This window comes from Actinomyces lilanjuaniae (assembly GCF_003606385.1).
Classification (GTDB): Bacteria; Actinomycetota; Actinomycetes; order Actinomycetales; family Actinomycetaceae; genus Actinomyces; species Actinomyces lilanjuaniae.
Genome location: NZ_CP032514.1, coordinates 1268669 through 1286175 on the forward strand (window position 1 = coordinate 1268669; position 17507 = coordinate 1286175).

The following is a 17507-nucleotide window of genomic DNA, read 5'->3' on the forward strand; positions in this document are numbered from 1 at the left end:
CCAGGCGGGCCTGCGGCTCTGTGGGGCGTGGCAGACTAGCCCGCGCCGGGCAGTCGGCCCGACCCCGGACGAGGAGTCCCGGGAGCACCTATGGAAGGCGACAGGACCGTGACCGACATCCTCGACGAGCTGCAGTGGCGGGGCCTGGTCGCCCAGCACACCGACCTTGAGGCGCTACGCAGGGCGCTGGCGGAGGGGCCGGTGACCTTCTACTGCGGGTTCGACCCGACGGCCGCAAGCCTCCACCACGGCCACCTGGTTGCAGTCAAGGTCATGCGTCACCTGCAGATGGCGGGGCACAGGCCGCTGGCTCTGGTCGGCGGGGCGACCGGTCTGATCGGAGACCCGCGTGCCAAAGGGGAGCGCTCGCTCAATACCAGGGAGGTCGTGAGCCAGTGGGCGCAGAGCCTGCAGGCCCAGCTAGAGCACCTCCTCGACTTCGACGGCGACGCCCCAGCCCGCATCGTCAACAACCTGGACTGGACGGCCGACCTGAGCGCTATCGACCTTCTGCGGGACCTGGGCAAGCACTTCCGCCTGGGCACGATGCTGTCCAAGGACATCGTCGCCCGGAGGCTGGCCAGTGAGGAGGGCATCTCCTACACCGAGTTCAGCTACCAGGTGCTTCAGGCCAACGACTACCTTGAACTGTACCGCCGCCACGGATGCACCTTGGAGGTGGGGGGCAATGACCAGTGGGGCAACCTGGTAGGAGGCATGGACCTCATCCACAAGGTTGAGGGGGCGACGGTCCACGTCATGACCAACCCGCTCATCACCAAGGCTGACGGCACCAAGTTCGGCAAGACCGAGGGCGGGGCAGTGTGGCTGGACCCGCAGCTCATGTCGCCCTACGCCTTCTACCAGTTCTGGCTCCAGGTGGACGACGCCGACGTCGTACGCTTTCTCAAGGTGTTCACCTTCCTGGACAGGGAGGAGATCGACCAGTTGGACGAGGACACCAGGCAGCGGCCTAAGGCTCGACAGGCACAGAAGGTCCTTGCCAGGGAGGTAACCCGGTGGGTGCATGGGGCCGACGCTCTGGCCCAGGCTGAGGCCGCGACGCAAGCCCTGTGGGGGAGAGGAGACCTTTGGGAGCTGGACGAGGCTGCTGTCACGGCTGCGACAGCGGACCTTCCTACGGGTGAGCTTGTCGTCGGCAAGACGACGGTCGTGGATCTGCTGGTCAGCACCTCCTTGGAGAGAGGGCGCTCGGCCGCACGACGTACGGTTGCCGCCGGCGGTGCCTACCTCAACAACAGCAAGGTTGTTGACGAGGACCGTGCGGTCACCCGGGAGGACCTGCTGGCCGGAGGACGCGTCCTGGTCCGCAAGGGACGACGGCACCTGGGAGTGGGAGTGGCGGCTCTGGGCACCTGATGGGGTTACTGTGTAACGACTGTCACTCTGATGAGGTTTGACCTCATGGGTGTCGGCGGGTAATGTATTCCGAGGTTCAAGGCGGTGAACGTTGAAGCGAGGCCTGCTGTGCAGGTGGCTTCGATGAACCGAATGGACCATGGCGGTGCTGTCATCCCTGTAGAGACGTGAAGGGTAACCCTGACGCGAGTTCTCAACTCGGATCACAGTCTGCCGGTACTTGTGGATAATCAGGTATGCGAGTGTCTGTGCGTCCACATGGGTGTGTGGTTTGAGATCTCGATAGTGTGTCTTGTTCTTTTATGCCTGTCTGGGTGGGGCTGTCCTGCTGTGGGTGTGCCTGGTTGTGGTCGTGCGTGTGTGCGTGCGGCTGGTCGGGTGTGCGTGTGGTGGGGTGGTTCTGTCTGGTTTTTTTGTGCGGGGGCTGCCTGCTGGTTTGTGGGCGGTCGTCGTGTGGTTCTTGTTTTTTTTGGAGAGTTTGATCCTGGCTCAGGACGAACGCTGGCGGCGTGCCTAACACATGCAAGTCGTACGGTGATGCCTGGTCCGCTGTTGTGGTGGGCTGGGTGGATGAGTGGCGAACGGGTGAGTAACACGTGAGCAACCTGCCCTCCTCTCCTGGATAACCTCATGAAAGTGGGGCTAATACGGGGTGTGCTCGTGCTGGTCGCATGGCTGGTGCGGGATAGGGCCTGCCTTGGGTGGGTCTGGTGGGGGATGGGCTCGCGGCCTATCAGCTTGTTGGTGGGGTGATGGCCTACCAAGGCGGTGACGGGTAGCCGGCCTGAGAGGGTGGGCGGCCACACTGGGACTGAGACACGGCCCAGACTCCTGCGGGAGGCAGCAGTGGGGGATATTGCACAATGGGCGGAAGCCTGATGCAGCGACGCCGCGTGAGGGACGGAGGCCTTCGGGTCGTGAACCTCTTTCGCCAGCGGAGAAGGTCCTGCCCGTGGTGGCGGGGCTGACGGTAGCTGGGTAAGAAGCGCCGGCTAACTACGTGCCAGCAGCCGCGGTAATACGTAGGGCGCTAGCGTTGTCCGGAGTTACTGGGCGTAAAGGGCTTGTAGGCGGCTGGTCGCGCCTGCCGTGAAATGTCCCGGCTCAACCGGGGAGTGCGGTGGGTACGGGCCGGCTTGAGTGCGGTAGGGGAGGCCGGAACTCCTGGTGTAGCGGTGGAATGCGCAGATATCAGGAGGAACACCGGTGGCGAAGGCGGGTCTCTGGGCCGTTACTGACGCTGAGGAGCGAAAGCGTGGGGAGCGAACAGGATTAGATACCCTGGTAGTCCGCGCCGTAAACGTTGGGCACTAGGTGTGGGGGCCTTTTCCGGGGCTCCCGCGCCGCAGCTAACGCATTAAGTGCCCCGCCTGGGGAGTACGGCCGCAAGGCTAAAACTCAAAGGAATTGACGGGGGCCCGCACAAGCGGCGGAGCATGCGGATTAATTCGATGCAACGCGAAGAACCTTACCAGGGCTTGACATGTGGGCGCGGGCCGCGGAGACGTGGTCTTCTCCTGTCCTCTCGTGTTTGCGGGGGGTGGGGGGTGCCCTCACAGGTGGTGCATGGTTGTCGTCAGCTCGTGTCGTGAGATGTTGGGTTAAGTCCCGCAACGAGCGCAACCCCTGTCCCGTGTTGCCAGCACGTGGTGGTGGGGACTCTCGGGAGACTGCCGGGGTCAACTCGGAGGAGGGTGGGGACGACGTCAAATCATCATGCCCCTTATGTCCTGGGCTTCACGCATGCTACAATGGCCGGTACAGAGGGCTGCGGTGCCGCGAGGCGGAGCGAATCCCTTAAAGCCGGTCTCAGTTCGGATCGGTGTCTGCAACTCGACACCGTGAAGCCGGAGTCGCTAGTAATCGCAGATCAGCACTGCTGCGGTGAATACGTTCTCGGGCCTTGTACACACCGCCCGTCACGTCATGAAAGCCGGTGACGCCCGAAGCCCGTGGCCCTACGGGGAGCGGTCGAAGGCGGGGCTGGTGATTGGGACGAAGTCGTAACAAGGTAGCCGTACCGGAAGGTGCGGCTGGATCACCTCCTTTCTAGGGAGACTGCTGTGGCGGGGTGCCTGTCGTGCCCGTGGTCCTGGGTCGTGGTGGCCCGGGGGCTGGTGGGTGCCTGGTCGTGGTGGGGCGTGGGGGGACTGCTGGTGCCGTGCCTGCTGCCTGGGGGTGGTGGGTGGTGCTGGTTCGCCGGGTCGTGTCCTGGGTGGCTCCTCGTGGTCGGGGGCTGGTCCGGGGGCGGTGGCGGGGCACGCTGTCGGGTTCTGGGGCCTGTGCGTCCTGGTGGCCTGGTCCTGGCTGGTGCGCGTGCGTGCGCGTGGTGGCCGGGGCGTGGGCGGGGTGGTTGTGAACTGTATAGCGGGCGCGAGCGTCGGGCTGCCGTGCCGTCCTGCTGCCGTGGTGGTGGTGGGGTGTGGTGGCCTGTCGTGGTGCAGCCGTCGTGGGCGCGCGCGTGGGCGTGTGCCTGCGGCGTGCGTGTTGTGTGGTGTGTTGTGTGTGCTTGTTTGTGTGGGCGCTCGGTGGATGCCTTGGCACCAGGGGCCGATGAAGGACGTGGTGGCCTGCGATAATCCTCGGGAGCCGGCTGGCGGGCTGTGATCCGGGGTCTCCGAATGGGGTGACCTGGCACGAGCTGTGTCGTGCCACCCGTGCGTGGGCGTGTGCCTGTGCGTGGGGGGTGACGCGGGGAAGTGAAACATCTCAGTACCCGCAGGAGAGGATATTCCGTGAGTAGTGGCGAGCGAAAGCGGAGGAGGGCCAAACCGTGCGCGTGCGTTGACCCGGCAGGGGCTGCGCGTGCGGGGTTGTGGGGCCTGGCCGTGGCTCTTCTGCCGGAGGGCCGCGTTGTGCTCGTGCTGGTAGCCGAGTCCTCTGGGAAGGGGAGGCGTAGAGGGTGAGACCCCCGTAGGCTAAGCCGGCCGGGCGCGCGTGGGCCGGGTTCCCGTGGTAGCACGGGGTCCGTGGAGTCCTGTGCGAGTCTGCCAAGACCGCTTGGCTGCCTGAATACCTCCTGGTGACCGATAGCGGACCAGTACCGTGAGGGAATGGTGAAAAGTACCCCGGGAGGGGAGTGAAACAGTACCTGAAACCGGGCGCCTGCAAGCCGTCAGAGCCTCCTGCCCGCGGGGTGGGGGTGGTGGCGTGCCTTTTGAAGAATGAGCCTGCGAGTCAGTGGCGCGTCGCGAGGTTAACCCGTGGGGGCAGCCGTAGCGAGAGCGAGTCCTGTCAGGGGCGGTTGAGTGGCGCGTCGTGGACCCGAAGCGGGTGATCTACCCATGGCCAGGTTGAGGCGCGTGTAAGAGCGCGTGGAGGACCGCACCCACCTGGGTTGAAAACCGGGGGGATGAGCTGTGGGTAGGGGTGAAAGGCCAATCAGACTCCGTGATAGCTGGTTCTCCCCGAAATGCATTTTGGTGCAGCGTCGCGTGGTTCCCGGCGGAGGTAGAGCTACTGGGTGGCTGATGGGCCCCACAGGGTTACTGAGGTCAGCCAAACTCCGAATGCCGTCGGGGTGGAGCGCGGCAGTGAGACCGCGGGGATAAGCTCCGTGGTCGAGAGGGAAACAGCCCAGACCGCCGGCTAAGGCCCCTAAGCGCGCGCTAAGTGGGAAAGGATGTGCGGCCGCGCAGACAACCAGGAGGTTGGCTTAGAAGCAGCCATCCTCGAAGGAGTGCGTAACAGCTCACTGGTCAAGTGGTCGTGCGCCGACAATGTAGCGGGCTCAAGCGCGCCGCCGAAGCCGCGGGCCCGTCGCGTGGTCCCTACTGTCCTGTCCTGGTGGGCGGGGTGGTCAGGGGCGGCGGGTGGTAGGGGAGCGTCCCGCACGGGGTGAAGCCTCGGGGTGACCCAGGGTGGACGGTGCGGGAGCGAGGATGCAGGCATGAGTAGCGATACTAGGGTGGGAAGCCCTAGCGCCGAATGACCAAGGGTTCCAGGGCCAGGCTAGTCCGCCCTGGGTGAGTCGGGGCCTAAGGCGAGGCCGACAGGCGTAGTCGATGGACGACGGGTTGATACTCCCGTACCGGCCTGGTACCGACCGTGCTGACGCGCGGGTGCTGACCTGCCCTCCTGGTGGTGTCCCGGCGGCCTGTGGCCGTGGGGGCGCCCGGGGGCGGGGACCCTCCGTGCTGGTAGGCAAGCGTGTTAACAGGGGTGACGCACAGTGGTAGCCTCCGCGGGCCTGATGGCTTGGCCCGTCCAAGCGCGCAGCCTGTCCCCCAGGCAAATCCGGGGGCGGTCCTCCTGCCCGTGGTGGGTGGGGGGGCGGGGGTGAGGCGTGATGGTGACCCTGCCTGCGGGCGGGGGAAGCAGGGTGATCCTGGGGTGCCGAGAAAAGCCTCGACGCGATGGTGCCGGCCGCCCGTACCCTATACCGACACAGGTGGTCGGGCAGAGCATGCCTAGGCGCACGAGTGATTCATGGTCAAGGAACTCGGCAAAGTGCCCCCGTAACCTCGGGAGAAGGGGGCCCGGGCCCTGAGGCCCCGTCGCGGGCTAGGGGTGAGGGCCGCAGAGACCAGGGAGAAGCGACTGTTTACTAAAAACACAGGTCCGTGCGAAGCCGCAAGGCGAGGTATACGGACTGACGCCTGCCCGGTGCTGGAAGGTCAAGAGGAGCCCTCAGCCCCCTCTTTTTTGGGGTGAAGGGCGAGTCCAAGCCCCAGTAAACGGCGGTGGTAACTATAACCATCCTAAGGTAGCGAAATTCCTTGTCGGGTAAGTTCCGACCTGCACGAATGGCGTAACGACTTCTCCGCTGTCTCGACCATGAGCTCGGCGAAATTGCACTACGAGTAAAGATGCTCGTTTCGCGCAGAAGGACGGAAAGACCCCGGGACCTTTACTGCAGCTTGGTATTGGCGCCCGCCCCGGCCTGTGCAGGATAGGTGGGAGACCGTGACCCCCGCGCGCCAGCGCGGTGGCGAGTCGCTGTTGGGATACCACCCTGGCCGTGGCGTGCGCCTGAACCTCGGTCCGTGACCCGGGCCAGGGACAGTGCCTGGTGGGTAGTTTAACTGGGGCGGTTGCCTCCTAAAGAGTAACGGAGGCGCTCAAGGGTCCCCTCAGCCTGGTCGGCAACCAGGTGTCGAGTGCAAGCGCACAAGGGGGCCTGACTGCGAGACCGACGGGTCGGGCAGGTACGAAAGTAGGAGCTAGTGATCCGGCGATCCCGTGCGGGTGGGTCGTCGCTCAACGGATAAAAGGTACCCCGGGGATAACAGGCTGATCCTGCCCAAGAGTCCATATCGACGGCATGGTTTGGCACCTCGATGTCGGCTCGTCGCATCCTGGGGCTGGAGCAGGTCCCAAGGGTTGGGCTGTTCGCCCATTAAAGCGGTACGCGAGCTGGGTTTAGAACGTCGTGAGACAGTTCGGTCCCTATCCTCTGCGCGCGCAGGAGACCTGAGAGGGCCTGTCCCTAGTACGAGAGGACCGGGACGGACGAACCTCTGGTGTGCCAGTTGTCCCGCCAGGGCACGGCTGGTTGGCCACGTTCGGGACGGGTAACCGCTGAAGGCATCTAAGCGGGAAACCAGCCTCAAGACGAGGTCTCCGCCACCCCTCCTAGGGGGTGGGAAGGCCCCAGCAGACCACTGGGTGGATAGGCCGGAGGTGGAAGCAGGGCAACCTGTTGCGAGCCGACCGGTACTAACAGGCCGACACAAGCACGCACCCGCCGCCAGCCCTGCCACGGCTGCCGGCCGCGCCCGCTGTACGGTCCACGACCACCCCACCACCACCGCCACCTTTGTGCGCGGGTCCCCGGCCACGTCTCGGTGGTCACAGCGGCAGGGCCACGCCCGGTCCCATCCCGAACCCGGAAGCTAAGCCTGCCAGCGCCGATGGTACTGTCCCCGCCAGGGGACGGGAGAGCAGGACACCACCGAGCACACACCACCCCCACCCCGCCCCCCCGGGGGGCGGGGGTGGGGGAGCAAAAGAAAAAAAGGGGGCGGAGGCGCGGGGCGCCGACACCACCCCGGCCACCCCAGCCAACTAAAAGGAGAACACGGTACCAACTATGCTCGGCCTAAGGAGCAGCGATGGCTGACGTTGACGACGGTCGTCGCTCCGGTAGCAAGTCGGGTACTGCGGGTTCACAGCGACATGGCTTTGGTCCGCGTTGGAGCCGTGACCCCGACGAGGCCGAGTTGACTGGGGCTGTGAGGCGTGGGCGTGATATCGTCTCTGACCCTGTTACTGAGCGCAGTGAGCGGTCTGGTATCCGTCTGTCCAACAGTGGGCGGCCGATGGCGCACCGCGAGGGGTCGGGCACCTCTAGGCAGGGGCCTCGGAGTCGGAGGGACAGTTCCGGGCGACGTTCGTCCCAGAGACGTAAGGCACCTGATCTTCCAGACTCGGTGTCTCCTTCGGATCTTGAGCGTGGCGCTCTGAGGCAGTTACGTCCGTTGGGGCGGCTTAACGCCGACAAGGTCGCTCGCCATCTTGTCATGGTTCAGTATCTGCTCGACGAGGATCCGCAGGCGGCCTACAGGCATGCGCGATACGCTGCCGACAGCGCTGGTCGTATCGCGGTGGTGCGAGAGACGGCTGCGGTAGCCGCTTACGTGTCTGGACACTATGCGGAAGCGCTGCGCGACATCCGGACAGTGAGGCGACTGTCCGGGTACGACCTTCATCGTGCTATCGAGGCCGACTGCGAACGGGCACTAGGTCACTACGACAAGGCTCTCAGGGTGGCTCAGGAGGCTGATCCCCAACAACTTGACGATATTGAGCGCGCAGAGTTGGCGATGGTTGTCTCTGGGGTCCGTCACGAGATGGGACAGGTGGAACTGGGCCTGGTCGTTATTGAGGACGCTATTCGTTCTGCTCCCAGGAGCCCTGACATCCTACGGCGGTTGCATTCAGTACGTGCGGACCGCCTGGAAGGGCTTGGCCGCCGTGCTGAGGCACAGGCAGTTCGTCAGCGTATTGCTGATTACGACCTCAACCGCCTGGAGGAGCTAGTCGAGGTGTTTGACATTGAGGACGACTACGACCAGGAGTTCGGCTCCTCCAGTGTAGTACCTGCCTCGCAGGACGGATTGCACCAGGAGGACACCACCGCTGTCACCCCCCCTAGTGACCTGTCGCGTGAGCAGGGCAAGACTTTTGAGCAGCGAGTCGAGGAGGAGGTCGCTGAACTTCTGGGCGACACTGGTCCTGCTTCGCAAGATGAGCGCGATCCCGATGACGCTGCCCAGGTGGAGGGTGGTTATTATGACAGGGCGTCGGGGGATGAAGGCATCGGTGCTCGTGACTAACGACAGGAGTGAGGGCACGACTGGGGCGGCGCCATTGGAACCAGCAAGGCTGCTAGGAAGCAGCAGGCCCTTGTGCGAGGCCTATGACGTGGCGCTGCTCGATCTCGACGGCGTGTGCTTTGCGGGCGAGTCCCGCATCCTGCATGCTGCCGCCTCGGTTAACGCGGCGCGTGACAGCGGTATGACGCTGTCCTTTGTCACCAACAACGCCTCCCGGCCTCCGCAGGCGGTTGTCGACAAGCTGGAAGCCAACGGCATCAAGGCGCGTCCTTCGGAGGTGTTTACGGCCGCTATGGACGGTGCGGCGCTGCTGCGTGAGCACATCCCCCAGGGCTCCACCGTGCTGGTCGTCGGCGGGGAGGGGGTACGTCAGGCTCTGGTTGAGGCAGGGTACGTCACGACATATACGGCGCAGGACCGACCGGTAGCAGTCCTCCAGGGGTGGGACGCCTCCGTCGGCTGGGCGATGCTGTCAGAGGCCGCCTACGCTGTCAGTCAGGGAGCGCTGCACGTGGCCACCAATCGTGACGTGACTCTTCCGACGGAACGAGGCCTAGCCTTGGGAAACGGCAGTCTTGTAGCCGCTGTCGTCTCAGCCACGGGTAGGCAGCCTCTGGTGGGCGGCAAGCCCCATGCCGGCATCTACCGGAGAGCACTGGCACACTCGGGAGGCACTGCCCCCCTAGCAGTGGGTGACAGGCTGGACACCGACCTTACCGGTGCGCGCCATGCCGCTGTCCCCGGTCTCCACGTCCTCACCGGGGTGTCGGACGCCCGGGACGTTATTTTGGCTCCGCCGTCGGCGCGCCCGAGCTTTTTGCACACAGACCTGCGTGGTCTGGTCCAGCCGCACCCAGGGGCAGTGCGGCTCGTAGAGCAGGAGTCGGTCTGGTGGCAGGTGGGGGCCTGGCGCGCCTGCGTGCGTGCCAGCCAGCTAGTGCTGGACACCGTGGGCACGTTGGGCGGCGACTCCGTCCGGGTAAGCCTTGATGCCTACCGTGCTCTCGCCTGTGCCGCCTGGGAGTGGACAGACTCCCAGGCGCCCGGAGCTGCGGCGGGACTCACTGTCCCTCATATCGATGTCGAGGCTTCCATGTCGCAGGCAGCATGACAACGGACATCTCTCTTGTGAGCAGCAGACCATGAGTAGTGGTTCCGCGGGCTCAGCCCGCTCGGCTGATACTCCACCGGCGACACAGGCCCATGATGACATTACCCTGCCTCCTCCCGGTGACGTCGCGGAGGATGAGCAGCGTCTCGCCCAGATCGCTCAGATGGATCCGCAGGAGCAGGTCTCGGCCCTGGCACAGCTCTACGACCGTCTCTCCCGCATGCTCCGCGAGACCGGGGACTGAGCGTGGCCCGTCTCATCCGTATCGACTCCGAGCTGGTTCGTCGTGGCCTGGCTCGCTCTCGTGACCACGCCGCGACGTTGGTGACCAGCGGGCAGGTCACCGTTGACGGTGTCGTGGTGACCAAGCCGGCGCGTCAGGTCAGCCCTGCCCAGGCCCTCCAGCTCGCTGCCCCTGACGGTGACCAGCACACCTATGTCTCCCGGGGAGCCCACAAGTTGGAGGGTGCCCTTGAGGCCCTAGCCGCGCGGGGCCTCGCCCCCGGCGTCCAGGGACGCCGCTGCCTGGATGCTGGGGCGTCAACCGGGGGATTCACCGACGTTCTGCTGCGCCGTGGGGCTGAGCATGTCGTCGCTGTTGACGTCGGTTACGGTCAGCTGGCCTGGTCGCTACGGACGCATCCGCGTGTGACGGTGCTGGAGCGTACGAACGTGCGTACACTCGACCCCCGGCTCGTCGCTCCTGCGCCCGGGCTTGTCGTTGCTGACCTGTCCTTCATATCACTGACCCTGGTCCTGGAGCCCCTGGTGCAGGCAGCCGCGCCTGACGCGGACCTGCTGCTCATGGTCAAGCCCCAGTTCGAGGTGGGAAAGAATCGGGTAGGGCGCAACGGTGTCGTGCGTGACCCCCTGCTGCATATCGAGACGGTGCTTGCGGTCGCCCACCACGCGCACAGCCTCGGGCTGAACACTGACGCCGTGACGGCCTCGCCCCTGCCTGGCCCCGCAGGCAACGTGGAGTACTTTGTGAGCATGCACGCTGCCGGGGCCCCGCACCATGAGAGCCTGACTGGGGCGCGCCTGCGCGCTGAGGCTGAGCGAGCCGTCCGGGAAGGGCCGGCGGAGACGGAGCGGCCCGCTGACTGTAGCAGTGACGACGGGAGGACCCTGTTATGAGCGGCCCTGGGGCCTGGGCTGGGGCGGCACGTGTTGAGGACTGCGGTGGGTATGACGCTAGTTCCTCGGCGGCGACTCACGGCCGGGGAGTCCCTAGCCGTGCCGACACCCACAACCAGCGGCAGGTTGTGCGTCGTGTCATGGTCTTTCGTCGTGACCGCAATGACCAGCCGGTGCCTCGTCACCTCAGGTCTGCCCCCACGGCCAACGCTGTTGCCCGGGCGGAGGCGGCTCTGCGTGAGCACGGCGTGGAGCCGGTCGCCCCGGGCAGTGAGTTGCCGGTAGACATGGTCCTGGTCCTGGGAGGTGACGGCACGATCCTGCGGGCCTGTGAGGAGGCTCGTCAGCGCGACATCCCCCTAGTTGGGATCAATACGGGGCACATCGGGTTCCTGGCTGAGGCTGATCCGGACGCTGTCGAGCAGGTGGTCGCCGACATCGTCGCGGGACGCTTTACCGTAGAGACCCGCACGGCCCTTGACGTCGAGGTTATCGCGCCCGACGGCTCGACCCGGCACCAGTGGGCGCTCAACGAGGCCGCACTGGAGAAACGTGACCGTGCCCGCATGCTGGAGGTCGCCATCGGTGTGGACGGCCAGGCGGTCTCCTCCTTCGGGTGTGACGGCCTCATCGTGTCCACCCCGACCGGGTCCACCGCCTACGCCTTCTCCTGCGGCGGACCCGTCATATGGCCGGAGGTCGAGGCCCTCCTTCTGGTACCGGTCGCTGCCCACGCCCTGTTCACGCGTCCCCTCGTGCTGGGTCCTGACTCCTGCCTCGAGGTCGTCGTACAGCACGGCGGCTTCGGTGGGGCCGAGATCTGGTGTGACGGCCGACGTAGTCTCGACGTCCCCTCGGGCAGCCGTATCCGGGTCGTCCGGGCAGATCGGCCCGTCAGGCTGGCCCGGCTCAACGACGCCCCCTTCTCCACGCGTCTGGTGCGCAAGCTGGGACTGCCCGTCCAAGGGTGGCGCGCCTCGCCTGGGGCAGGCAGCTACGGAACCGCCCAGCGACGGCCACCGGGGGAGCAGACACAATGATCGACTCCCTGCGCATTGAGGACCTCGGGGTCATCCAGGAGGCTGAGGTGTCCCTGAGCAAGGGGCTGACCGCCCTGACGGGAGAGACTGGTGCGGGAAAGACCATGGTCCTGACCTCCTTGGGTCTTCTTCTGGGGCAGCGGGCGGATGCCTCGGTGGTGCGTGCTGGTGCCCGGCGCTGCCTGGTCGAGGGGACCTTCCTGCTAGAGCCCACCTCCCGGGCTGCTGCACGTGCAGTCGAGGCAGGTGCTGAGCTTGACGGAGAGGCTCTCATCGCCTCCCGGGCCGTCCCTGCTTCAGGACGCTCACGTGCCTACCTCGGGGGTCGCTCAGTGCCCTCAGCAGTTCTCGCCGAGGTCGGCACCACGCTCGTCGCCGTCCACGGACAAACTGACCAGCTCCGGCTGCGCTCTGCCTCCGCCCAGCGGGCAGCCCTGGACTCCTTGGGAGGCAACGGGCACGCTCAGGTGTGCCGACGCTACTCCCAGGCCTACCGGCACCGGAAGGAGGCTGCGGAGGAGCTTGCCTCCTGGCAGGCCTCAGCCCAGGAGCGCGCTCAGGAGACGGAACGGCTGCGCGCCTGGCTCAACCAGCTTGACGATCTTGCCCCCCAGCCCGGGGAGGACCATAGGCTGAGGGAGGAGGCCGAGCGGCTGGACAACGCGGAGGACCTGCGCCGTGCGGCCGAGTCGGCCCTAGTGTCTCTCAGCGGGCGTGAGGAGTCACTCGAGGACCCCGCCGACGTCGTCACCCTGGCGGCCAGGGCGGACCGGGCGCTGGCCGCCGTGGCCGCCGTGGACCCGACCCTGGCAGACCTGGCTGACCGTACCCGTCGGCTGGGTATTGAAGCGGCAGATGTCTCTGCCGACCTGGCGGGATACCTGGAGGATCTGGAGGCCGATCCGGCACGCCTGGCCTGGGTCCAGGACCGTCGCGCTGCCCTGGCCCGGGGCTGCCAGGAGATCGGCGGGGTGGCTGAGCACCTAGAGGACGTTGATGCCCTGCTGGCCTGGCAGCAGCGGGCGGTGCGGCGCCTCTGCGAGCTGGACGGCCCCGGAGACACCGAGTCGCTGCTGGTGCAGCGGCTGGCTGAGGCCGACGACGAGCTCTCCACAGCCTGCAGCGAGTTGTCCGGTGCGCGCGCCGTGCTGGCACGTCGCCTGGAGGAGGCTGTCACCGCCGAGCTCAACGGACTGCAGATGGCAGGCTCCCGCCTGGTCGTCAAGCTCACCGCGCTCGACCAGCCGGGGCCTGCCGGAGCCGAGTCGGTGACGTTCCTGCTGGTCGCCCACCCTGGTGCCCTGGCCCTGCCCCTGGGCAAGGGGGCCTCAGGAGGAGAGCTCTCCCGGATCATGCTGGCCCTGGAGGTCGTCCTGGCGGAGGCGCAGCCGCAGGACCGGGACCCGGTGGGAGGATCCGCGCACACCCGCACCCTTGTCTTCGACGAGATCGACGCGGGGGTCGGGGGACGGGCCGCCCGAGAGGTCGGACGACGGCTCGCGCGGCTGTCGCGCCGCCATCAAGTGGTAGTAGTCACTCATCTAGCCCAGGTAGCGGCATGGGCAGACACCCACCTGGTGGTGCGTCGGCAGACGGCCGCACCCACGGGGCACGTGGGTGCGGTGGCTGGTGGCAGCGCCCCTGACACTGCCTCTGTGCAGCCTGATACCGCGGCGCAGACGCTGACGACCGTGACCGCTGTCGAGGGCAGGCAGCGCCAGCGAGAGCTGGCGCGCATGCTGTCGGGGCACGAGGACTCCCAGGCTGCCGTTCGCCACGCTGCCGAGTTGCTCCGCGAGGCCACCGTGGCACAATCCCAGGCGTGAGGAACCCCTTCCGCAGGACGCCGCCGTCAGGCTCTGACCGCTCCACCCGTGTGGTCCGTGTCGACTCGCGTACCAAAAGGCTCACCAAGCGCCTTCAAAGCGGTGAGGTCGCCGTTATCGACCACGCTGACCTCGATCGGGTAGCTGCGGAGGCACTGGTCGAGTGCCGCCCTTCGGCTGTGCTCAACGCTGCCCCCTCGGTGTCCGGCCGCTACCCCAACCTTGGCCCCGGCGTCCTGGTGGAGGCGGGAATACCCCTGGTTGACGACCTCGGCCCGGAGGTCATGCGCTTGCACGACGGGCAGCGAGTCATCATCCGGGACGGGACCGTCCTGCTCCCGGACGAGGAGCAGCCGGTTGCCGAGGGGACGCGCCAGAGCGCCGAGACTGTGGAGGCCTCCATGGCCTCTGCCCGGAAAGGGCTCGCCGTCCAGCTAGAGGCCTTTGCTGCCAACACCATCGAGTACATGCGCGGGGAGTGGGACCTGCTGCTCAACGGTGTCGGTATGCCCGAGGTGTCTACGCAGATGGGGGGGCGGCACGTCCTGGTCGTGGTGCGCGGGTACTCCTACAAGGAGGACCTTAGGGCGCTGCGGCCCTATATCCGCGAGTACAAGCCCGTCATCATCGGTGTCGACGGAGGGGCTGACGCGGTGCTGGAGGCGGGTCTCAAACCCCACATGATCGTGGGCGACATGGACTCGGTCTCTGACAGGGCACTGTCCTGCGGTGCGGAGATCGTCGTCCACGCCTACCGTGACGGCCGTGCCCCTGGTCTTGAGCGTGTGGAAGAGCTGGGCGTGAGCCACCACGTCTTCTCCGCCACCGGTACCTCAGAGGATATCGCGATGCTCATGGCTGACGAGGCGGACGCGGAGATCATCGTCGCCCTGGGTACGCACGCCACCCTCGTGGAGTTCCTGGACAAGGGGCGCTCAGGGATGTCCTCCACCTTCCTGACCCGTCTCAAGGTTGGCGGCCGTCTCATCGACGCCAAGGGGGTCTCCCGCCTCTACCGGACCCGCATCTCAGGGTGGTGGCTGCTCCTGCTGGCACTGGCCGGTGTCCTTGCCCTCACAGCGGCCCTGATGTCAACCCCGGGGGGCCAGACCTTCCTGGGGCTGTTCGGTGCGATCTGGGACGACATCGTCAACTTCTTCCGCTCACTGGTGGGACTGTCCCCACGGCCCCCGACCGTGTAAGGCAGGTTAAGGCACGCTACGGACTTCTGAGGACGTGAGGCAGTAACTATGATCGACTTCCGCTACCACCTGGTCTCTCTCATCTCTGTCTTCCTGGCGCTTGCGGTCGGGATCGTCCTGGGGGCCGGACCGCTCCAGAACTCCCTCGGCACAGCGCTCAACGACCAGGTCACTTCTCTGCGTGAGAGTCGCAACACCCTTAACAGCCAGCTTGAGCAGACAGCATCGGCGCTCAACGAGCGTGACACCTACATCACCCAGGTGGCCCGCTCTCTCCTTCCGGGAACGCTCAGTGGCCAGACGGTGGCTGTCGTCATGCTTCCCGGTGCTGAGGAGGATGATGCCGACCAGATTGTCGCCCAGCTGCAGGCGGCCGGAGCAGCGGCCGACGGACGCTACGCCCTGACGGAGACGTGGGTGGAGCGCTCTCGGGAGAGCTACCGCAGCACCTACTCCGAGCAGTTCACCGACCTGCTGGCAGACCCCGCGTCGTCTGCGCCCAACGCCGTCATGGGGAGGGGGTGGGCAAGGCCCTGACCGGGGACGACGGCAGCGCCAGGGCACTGGAAAACCTGCTCACTGCAGGCGAGGACCCCCTCATGACAACTGAGGCCGAGCCGAGCGGCCCGCCGACATGGTCGTTGTCGTCGGGCCACGGGCGCAGCCCTCCTCCGGCGGACCCTCCGGCACAGCGACACCACAGGCGACTGACGGTACCGAGCCTGGCTCCTGGGTCCCCGTCATGACCGGTGCGGGCTCCGCAGCGACCACGGTTGTCGTGGGATCGGCCGACGAGAGCACAGGCGTCGTCGCCCTGATTCGCTCAGACGACGCTGCTGTCACCACCGTGGACTCGGTGGGGCAGGCCCCTGCGGCGGTATCGACCCCGCTGGCCCTGGTTGCCACCGAGGCAGGCACGGTAGGCCACTATGGCTTTGACCAGGGCGCCACCGCCGTCATGCCTCCTGTGCCGGGGTAAGCTGGTGCTTCACCTACAGGGTCCCTCCTCGGGGCTGCGACCTGGTCCTGGTGAGCCGGTACCCCGCCCTGCTGAGGTCGGCAGCCTAGGCTGGTCCCATGAGACTGACGAGGAGCAGCACCGTTTCCTCACGCCGCCTGGCAACGGCGGCGCTGGGCTCAGCCTGTGCTGCCCTGTGCGCGTGCACGGGGCTGGCTGGCAGGTCCCCCGTGCTCACGCGCACCAACTTCCACGGACGTAGGGTCAGTCTGCGCGGGGGCGCTGGAGCCGCGGTCGGGAGCGTGGTGGCGTGCCTGGCTGCCGGGGAGCAGGCTGCGGGCACGGTGGTACCTGCGGCGGTGGCGACCGGGGCCGGCGCGGTGGCAGGACTGGTTGACGACCTGGACGAGGGTGCTCATGACGGTGAGCACGTTGCCAAGGGTCTCAGAGGTCACCTGGGCGCTCTGGCCCGCGGTAGGGTCACCACCGGGGTCGTGAAGATCGTGGTGATCGGAGCAGGTGCGGCGGTGGCCGGGGGCCTGCTCGCAGCTGACCGTGGCCGCGGGCGGGCAGGGGCGGGCCGCGCCCGACGATGTGCCGTCCTGGGTGACGCCGTGGTCACCACGGTCACGATCGCCTCGTGGGCCAACGTGATGAACCTGCTCGACCTGCGGCCAGGCCGGACGCTCAAGGCGACCGGCCTGGTATCCGCCCTCGTGCTCGTGGTGCCCATTGACCGGGCAGCGGCCTCGCGCCGCCTCGCGGCTGGAGCGCTGGGCGTCGTGGCCGCCTGCCTGCCCGGCGACCTGCGGGAGCGCACCATGCTTGGTGACACCGGTGCCAACGCCCTGGGTGCCCTGGTGGGCACTGCGGTGGCGTCGCACCCCTGCCGGGTTGCGCGTGAGGCGGCAGCCCTTCTCGGGGTGGTCCTTGTCCTGGCCAGCGAGAAGGTCTCCTTCAGCTCGGTGATTGACAAGGTCCCTGCTCTGGCAGCGCTTGACCGCCTGGGCCGCCGCCCCTGATGGCTGGCGGTCCCGCCCGGGGAGGGCTTGCTGCGGCAGGAGGTGTTGCCGGGCTCACCCTCGCGTCCCGTGTGCTGGGGCTGGGACGCTGGGTGGTCCAGGCGGTCACCGTCGGGTCCGGAACAGTCGCAGGCGCGTACAGCACCGCCAACCAGGTGCCCAACGTGCTCTATGAGGTCGTGGTGGGCGGAGCGCTGGCCGCTACCGTGGTCCCTCTCCTGGCGGGGGCAGTTAGTGGCGGTCGCCAGGAGGAGGTGCGTACCACCGCCAGCGGCCTGCTGGGAGTCGTCCTGGCAGTCCTGACCCCCTTGGCGATCCTCCTGGCCGTCCTGGCTGAGCCTGTGTCCGCCGCCTTCCCGGTCTCCCAGGGGGTGGACGCCTCGGTACAGGTCTCCCTCGTGGCTGGGTTCCTACGAATGTTCGCCCTCCAGGTCCCCTGTACGGACTTGGCGTCGTCCTGACTGGGATCCTGCAGGCTCACGGCTCCTTCACCTGGCCGGCGCTGACACCAGTGCTGTCCTCGGTCACGGTCATGGGTGCCTATGGGCTCTACG

11 protein-coding genes, 3 rRNA genes and 1 pseudogene are annotated in these 17507 nt (G+C 66.8%); all 15 read left to right on the plus strand.

Translation table 11 applies throughout. The features are described 5' to 3' along the window. Positions 1 to 108 precede the first annotated feature (108 nt). The 15 genes and pseudogenes from tyrS to D5R93_RS14005 all read left to right on the plus strand — a co-directional run bounded on the left by tyrS (position 109) and on the right by D5R93_RS14005 (position 17414). Positions 109 to 1380 carry a tyrosine--tRNA ligase gene (gene tyrS, locus D5R93_RS05435; RefSeq protein ID WP_120205832.1) on the plus strand — a complete coding sequence of 424 codons (1272 nt, stop codon included), beginning with the start codon at positions 109 to 111 and terminating at the stop codon, positions 1378 to 1380. A 466-nt stretch (positions 1381 to 1846) separates the two neighbouring features. Continuing rightward, positions 1847 to 3429: ribosomal RNA gene (locus tag D5R93_RS05440) — 16S ribosomal RNA — on the plus strand. A 22-nt stretch (positions 3430 to 3451) separates the two neighbouring features. Then, positions 3452 to 3739 carry a hypothetical protein gene (locus tag D5R93_RS13180; RefSeq protein WP_162933843.1) on the plus strand — a complete coding sequence of 96 codons (288 nt, stop codon included), beginning with the start codon at positions 3452 to 3454 and terminating at the stop codon, positions 3737 to 3739. Between the two features lie 146 nt (positions 3740 to 3885). After that, positions 3886 to 7061: ribosomal RNA gene (locus tag D5R93_RS05445) — 23S ribosomal RNA — on the plus strand. 101 nt (positions 7062 to 7162) lie between these two features. Then, positions 7163 to 7279 (plus strand): 5S ribosomal RNA (gene rrf, locus D5R93_RS05450). The 16S, 23S and 5S rRNA genes sit together here, the layout of an rRNA operon. A gap of 562 nt (positions 7280 to 7841) precedes the next feature. After that, complete coding sequence (locus D5R93_RS05455) at positions 7842 to 8657, plus strand: tetratricopeptide repeat protein (RefSeq protein ID WP_243106972.1); 816 nt, start codon at positions 7842 to 7844, stop codon at positions 8655 to 8657. Then, on the plus strand, positions 8650 to 9768 hold the full coding sequence (locus D5R93_RS05460) for an HAD-IIA family hydrolase (RefSeq protein WP_243106973.1): 1119 nt from the start codon (positions 8650 to 8652) through the stop codon (positions 9766 to 9768). Before D5R93_RS05455 ends, D5R93_RS05460 begins: the two co-directional genes overlap by 8 nt. Before the next feature lie 31 nt (positions 9769 to 9799). Then, positions 9800 to 10012, plus strand: coding sequence for a hypothetical protein (locus D5R93_RS05465; protein ID WP_119834917.1), 213 nt, complete (start codon positions 9800 to 9802; stop codon positions 10010 to 10012). Positions 10013 to 10014: 2 nt separating this feature from the next. Then, positions 10015 to 10905, plus strand: coding sequence for a TlyA family RNA methyltransferase (locus D5R93_RS05470; protein ID WP_119834918.1), 891 nt, complete (start codon positions 10015 to 10017; stop codon positions 10903 to 10905). A 140-nt stretch (positions 10906 to 11045) separates the two neighbouring features. Then, positions 11046 to 11945, plus strand: coding sequence for an NAD kinase (locus D5R93_RS05475; protein WP_119835214.1), 900 nt, complete (start codon positions 11046 to 11048; stop codon positions 11943 to 11945). Further along, positions 11942 to 13771 carry a DNA repair protein RecN gene (gene recN / locus D5R93_RS05480; RefSeq protein WP_120204217.1) on the plus strand — a complete coding sequence of 610 codons (1830 nt, stop codon included), beginning with the start codon at positions 11942 to 11944 and terminating at the stop codon, positions 13769 to 13771. The genes D5R93_RS05475 and recN overlap by 4 nt, the downstream gene beginning before the upstream one ends. Next, the gene (gene steA, locus D5R93_RS05485; RefSeq protein ID WP_119834920.1) at positions 13768 to 14973 is read left to right on the plus strand and encodes a putative cytokinetic ring protein SteA; all 1206 of its coding nucleotides are present in this window, start codon (positions 13768 to 13770) and stop codon (positions 14971 to 14973) included. Before recN ends, steA begins: the two co-directional genes overlap by 4 nt. 48 nt (positions 14974 to 15021) lie before the next feature. Continuing rightward, positions 15022 to 15952, plus strand: a pseudogene (locus tag D5R93_RS15110) (copper transporter). A 98-nt stretch (positions 15953 to 16050) separates the two neighbouring features. Next, positions 16051 to 16953 carry a hypothetical protein gene (locus tag D5R93_RS05495; RefSeq protein ID WP_119834922.1) on the plus strand — a complete coding sequence of 301 codons (903 nt, stop codon included), beginning with the start codon at positions 16051 to 16053 and terminating at the stop codon, positions 16951 to 16953. 71 nt (positions 16954 to 17024) lie between these two features. Continuing rightward, positions 17025 to 17414, plus strand: a complete 390-nt coding sequence (locus D5R93_RS14005) for a lipid II flippase MurJ (RefSeq protein WP_243106974.1) — start codon at positions 17025 to 17027, stop codon at positions 17412 to 17414. Positions 17415 to 17507 lie beyond the last annotated feature (93 nt).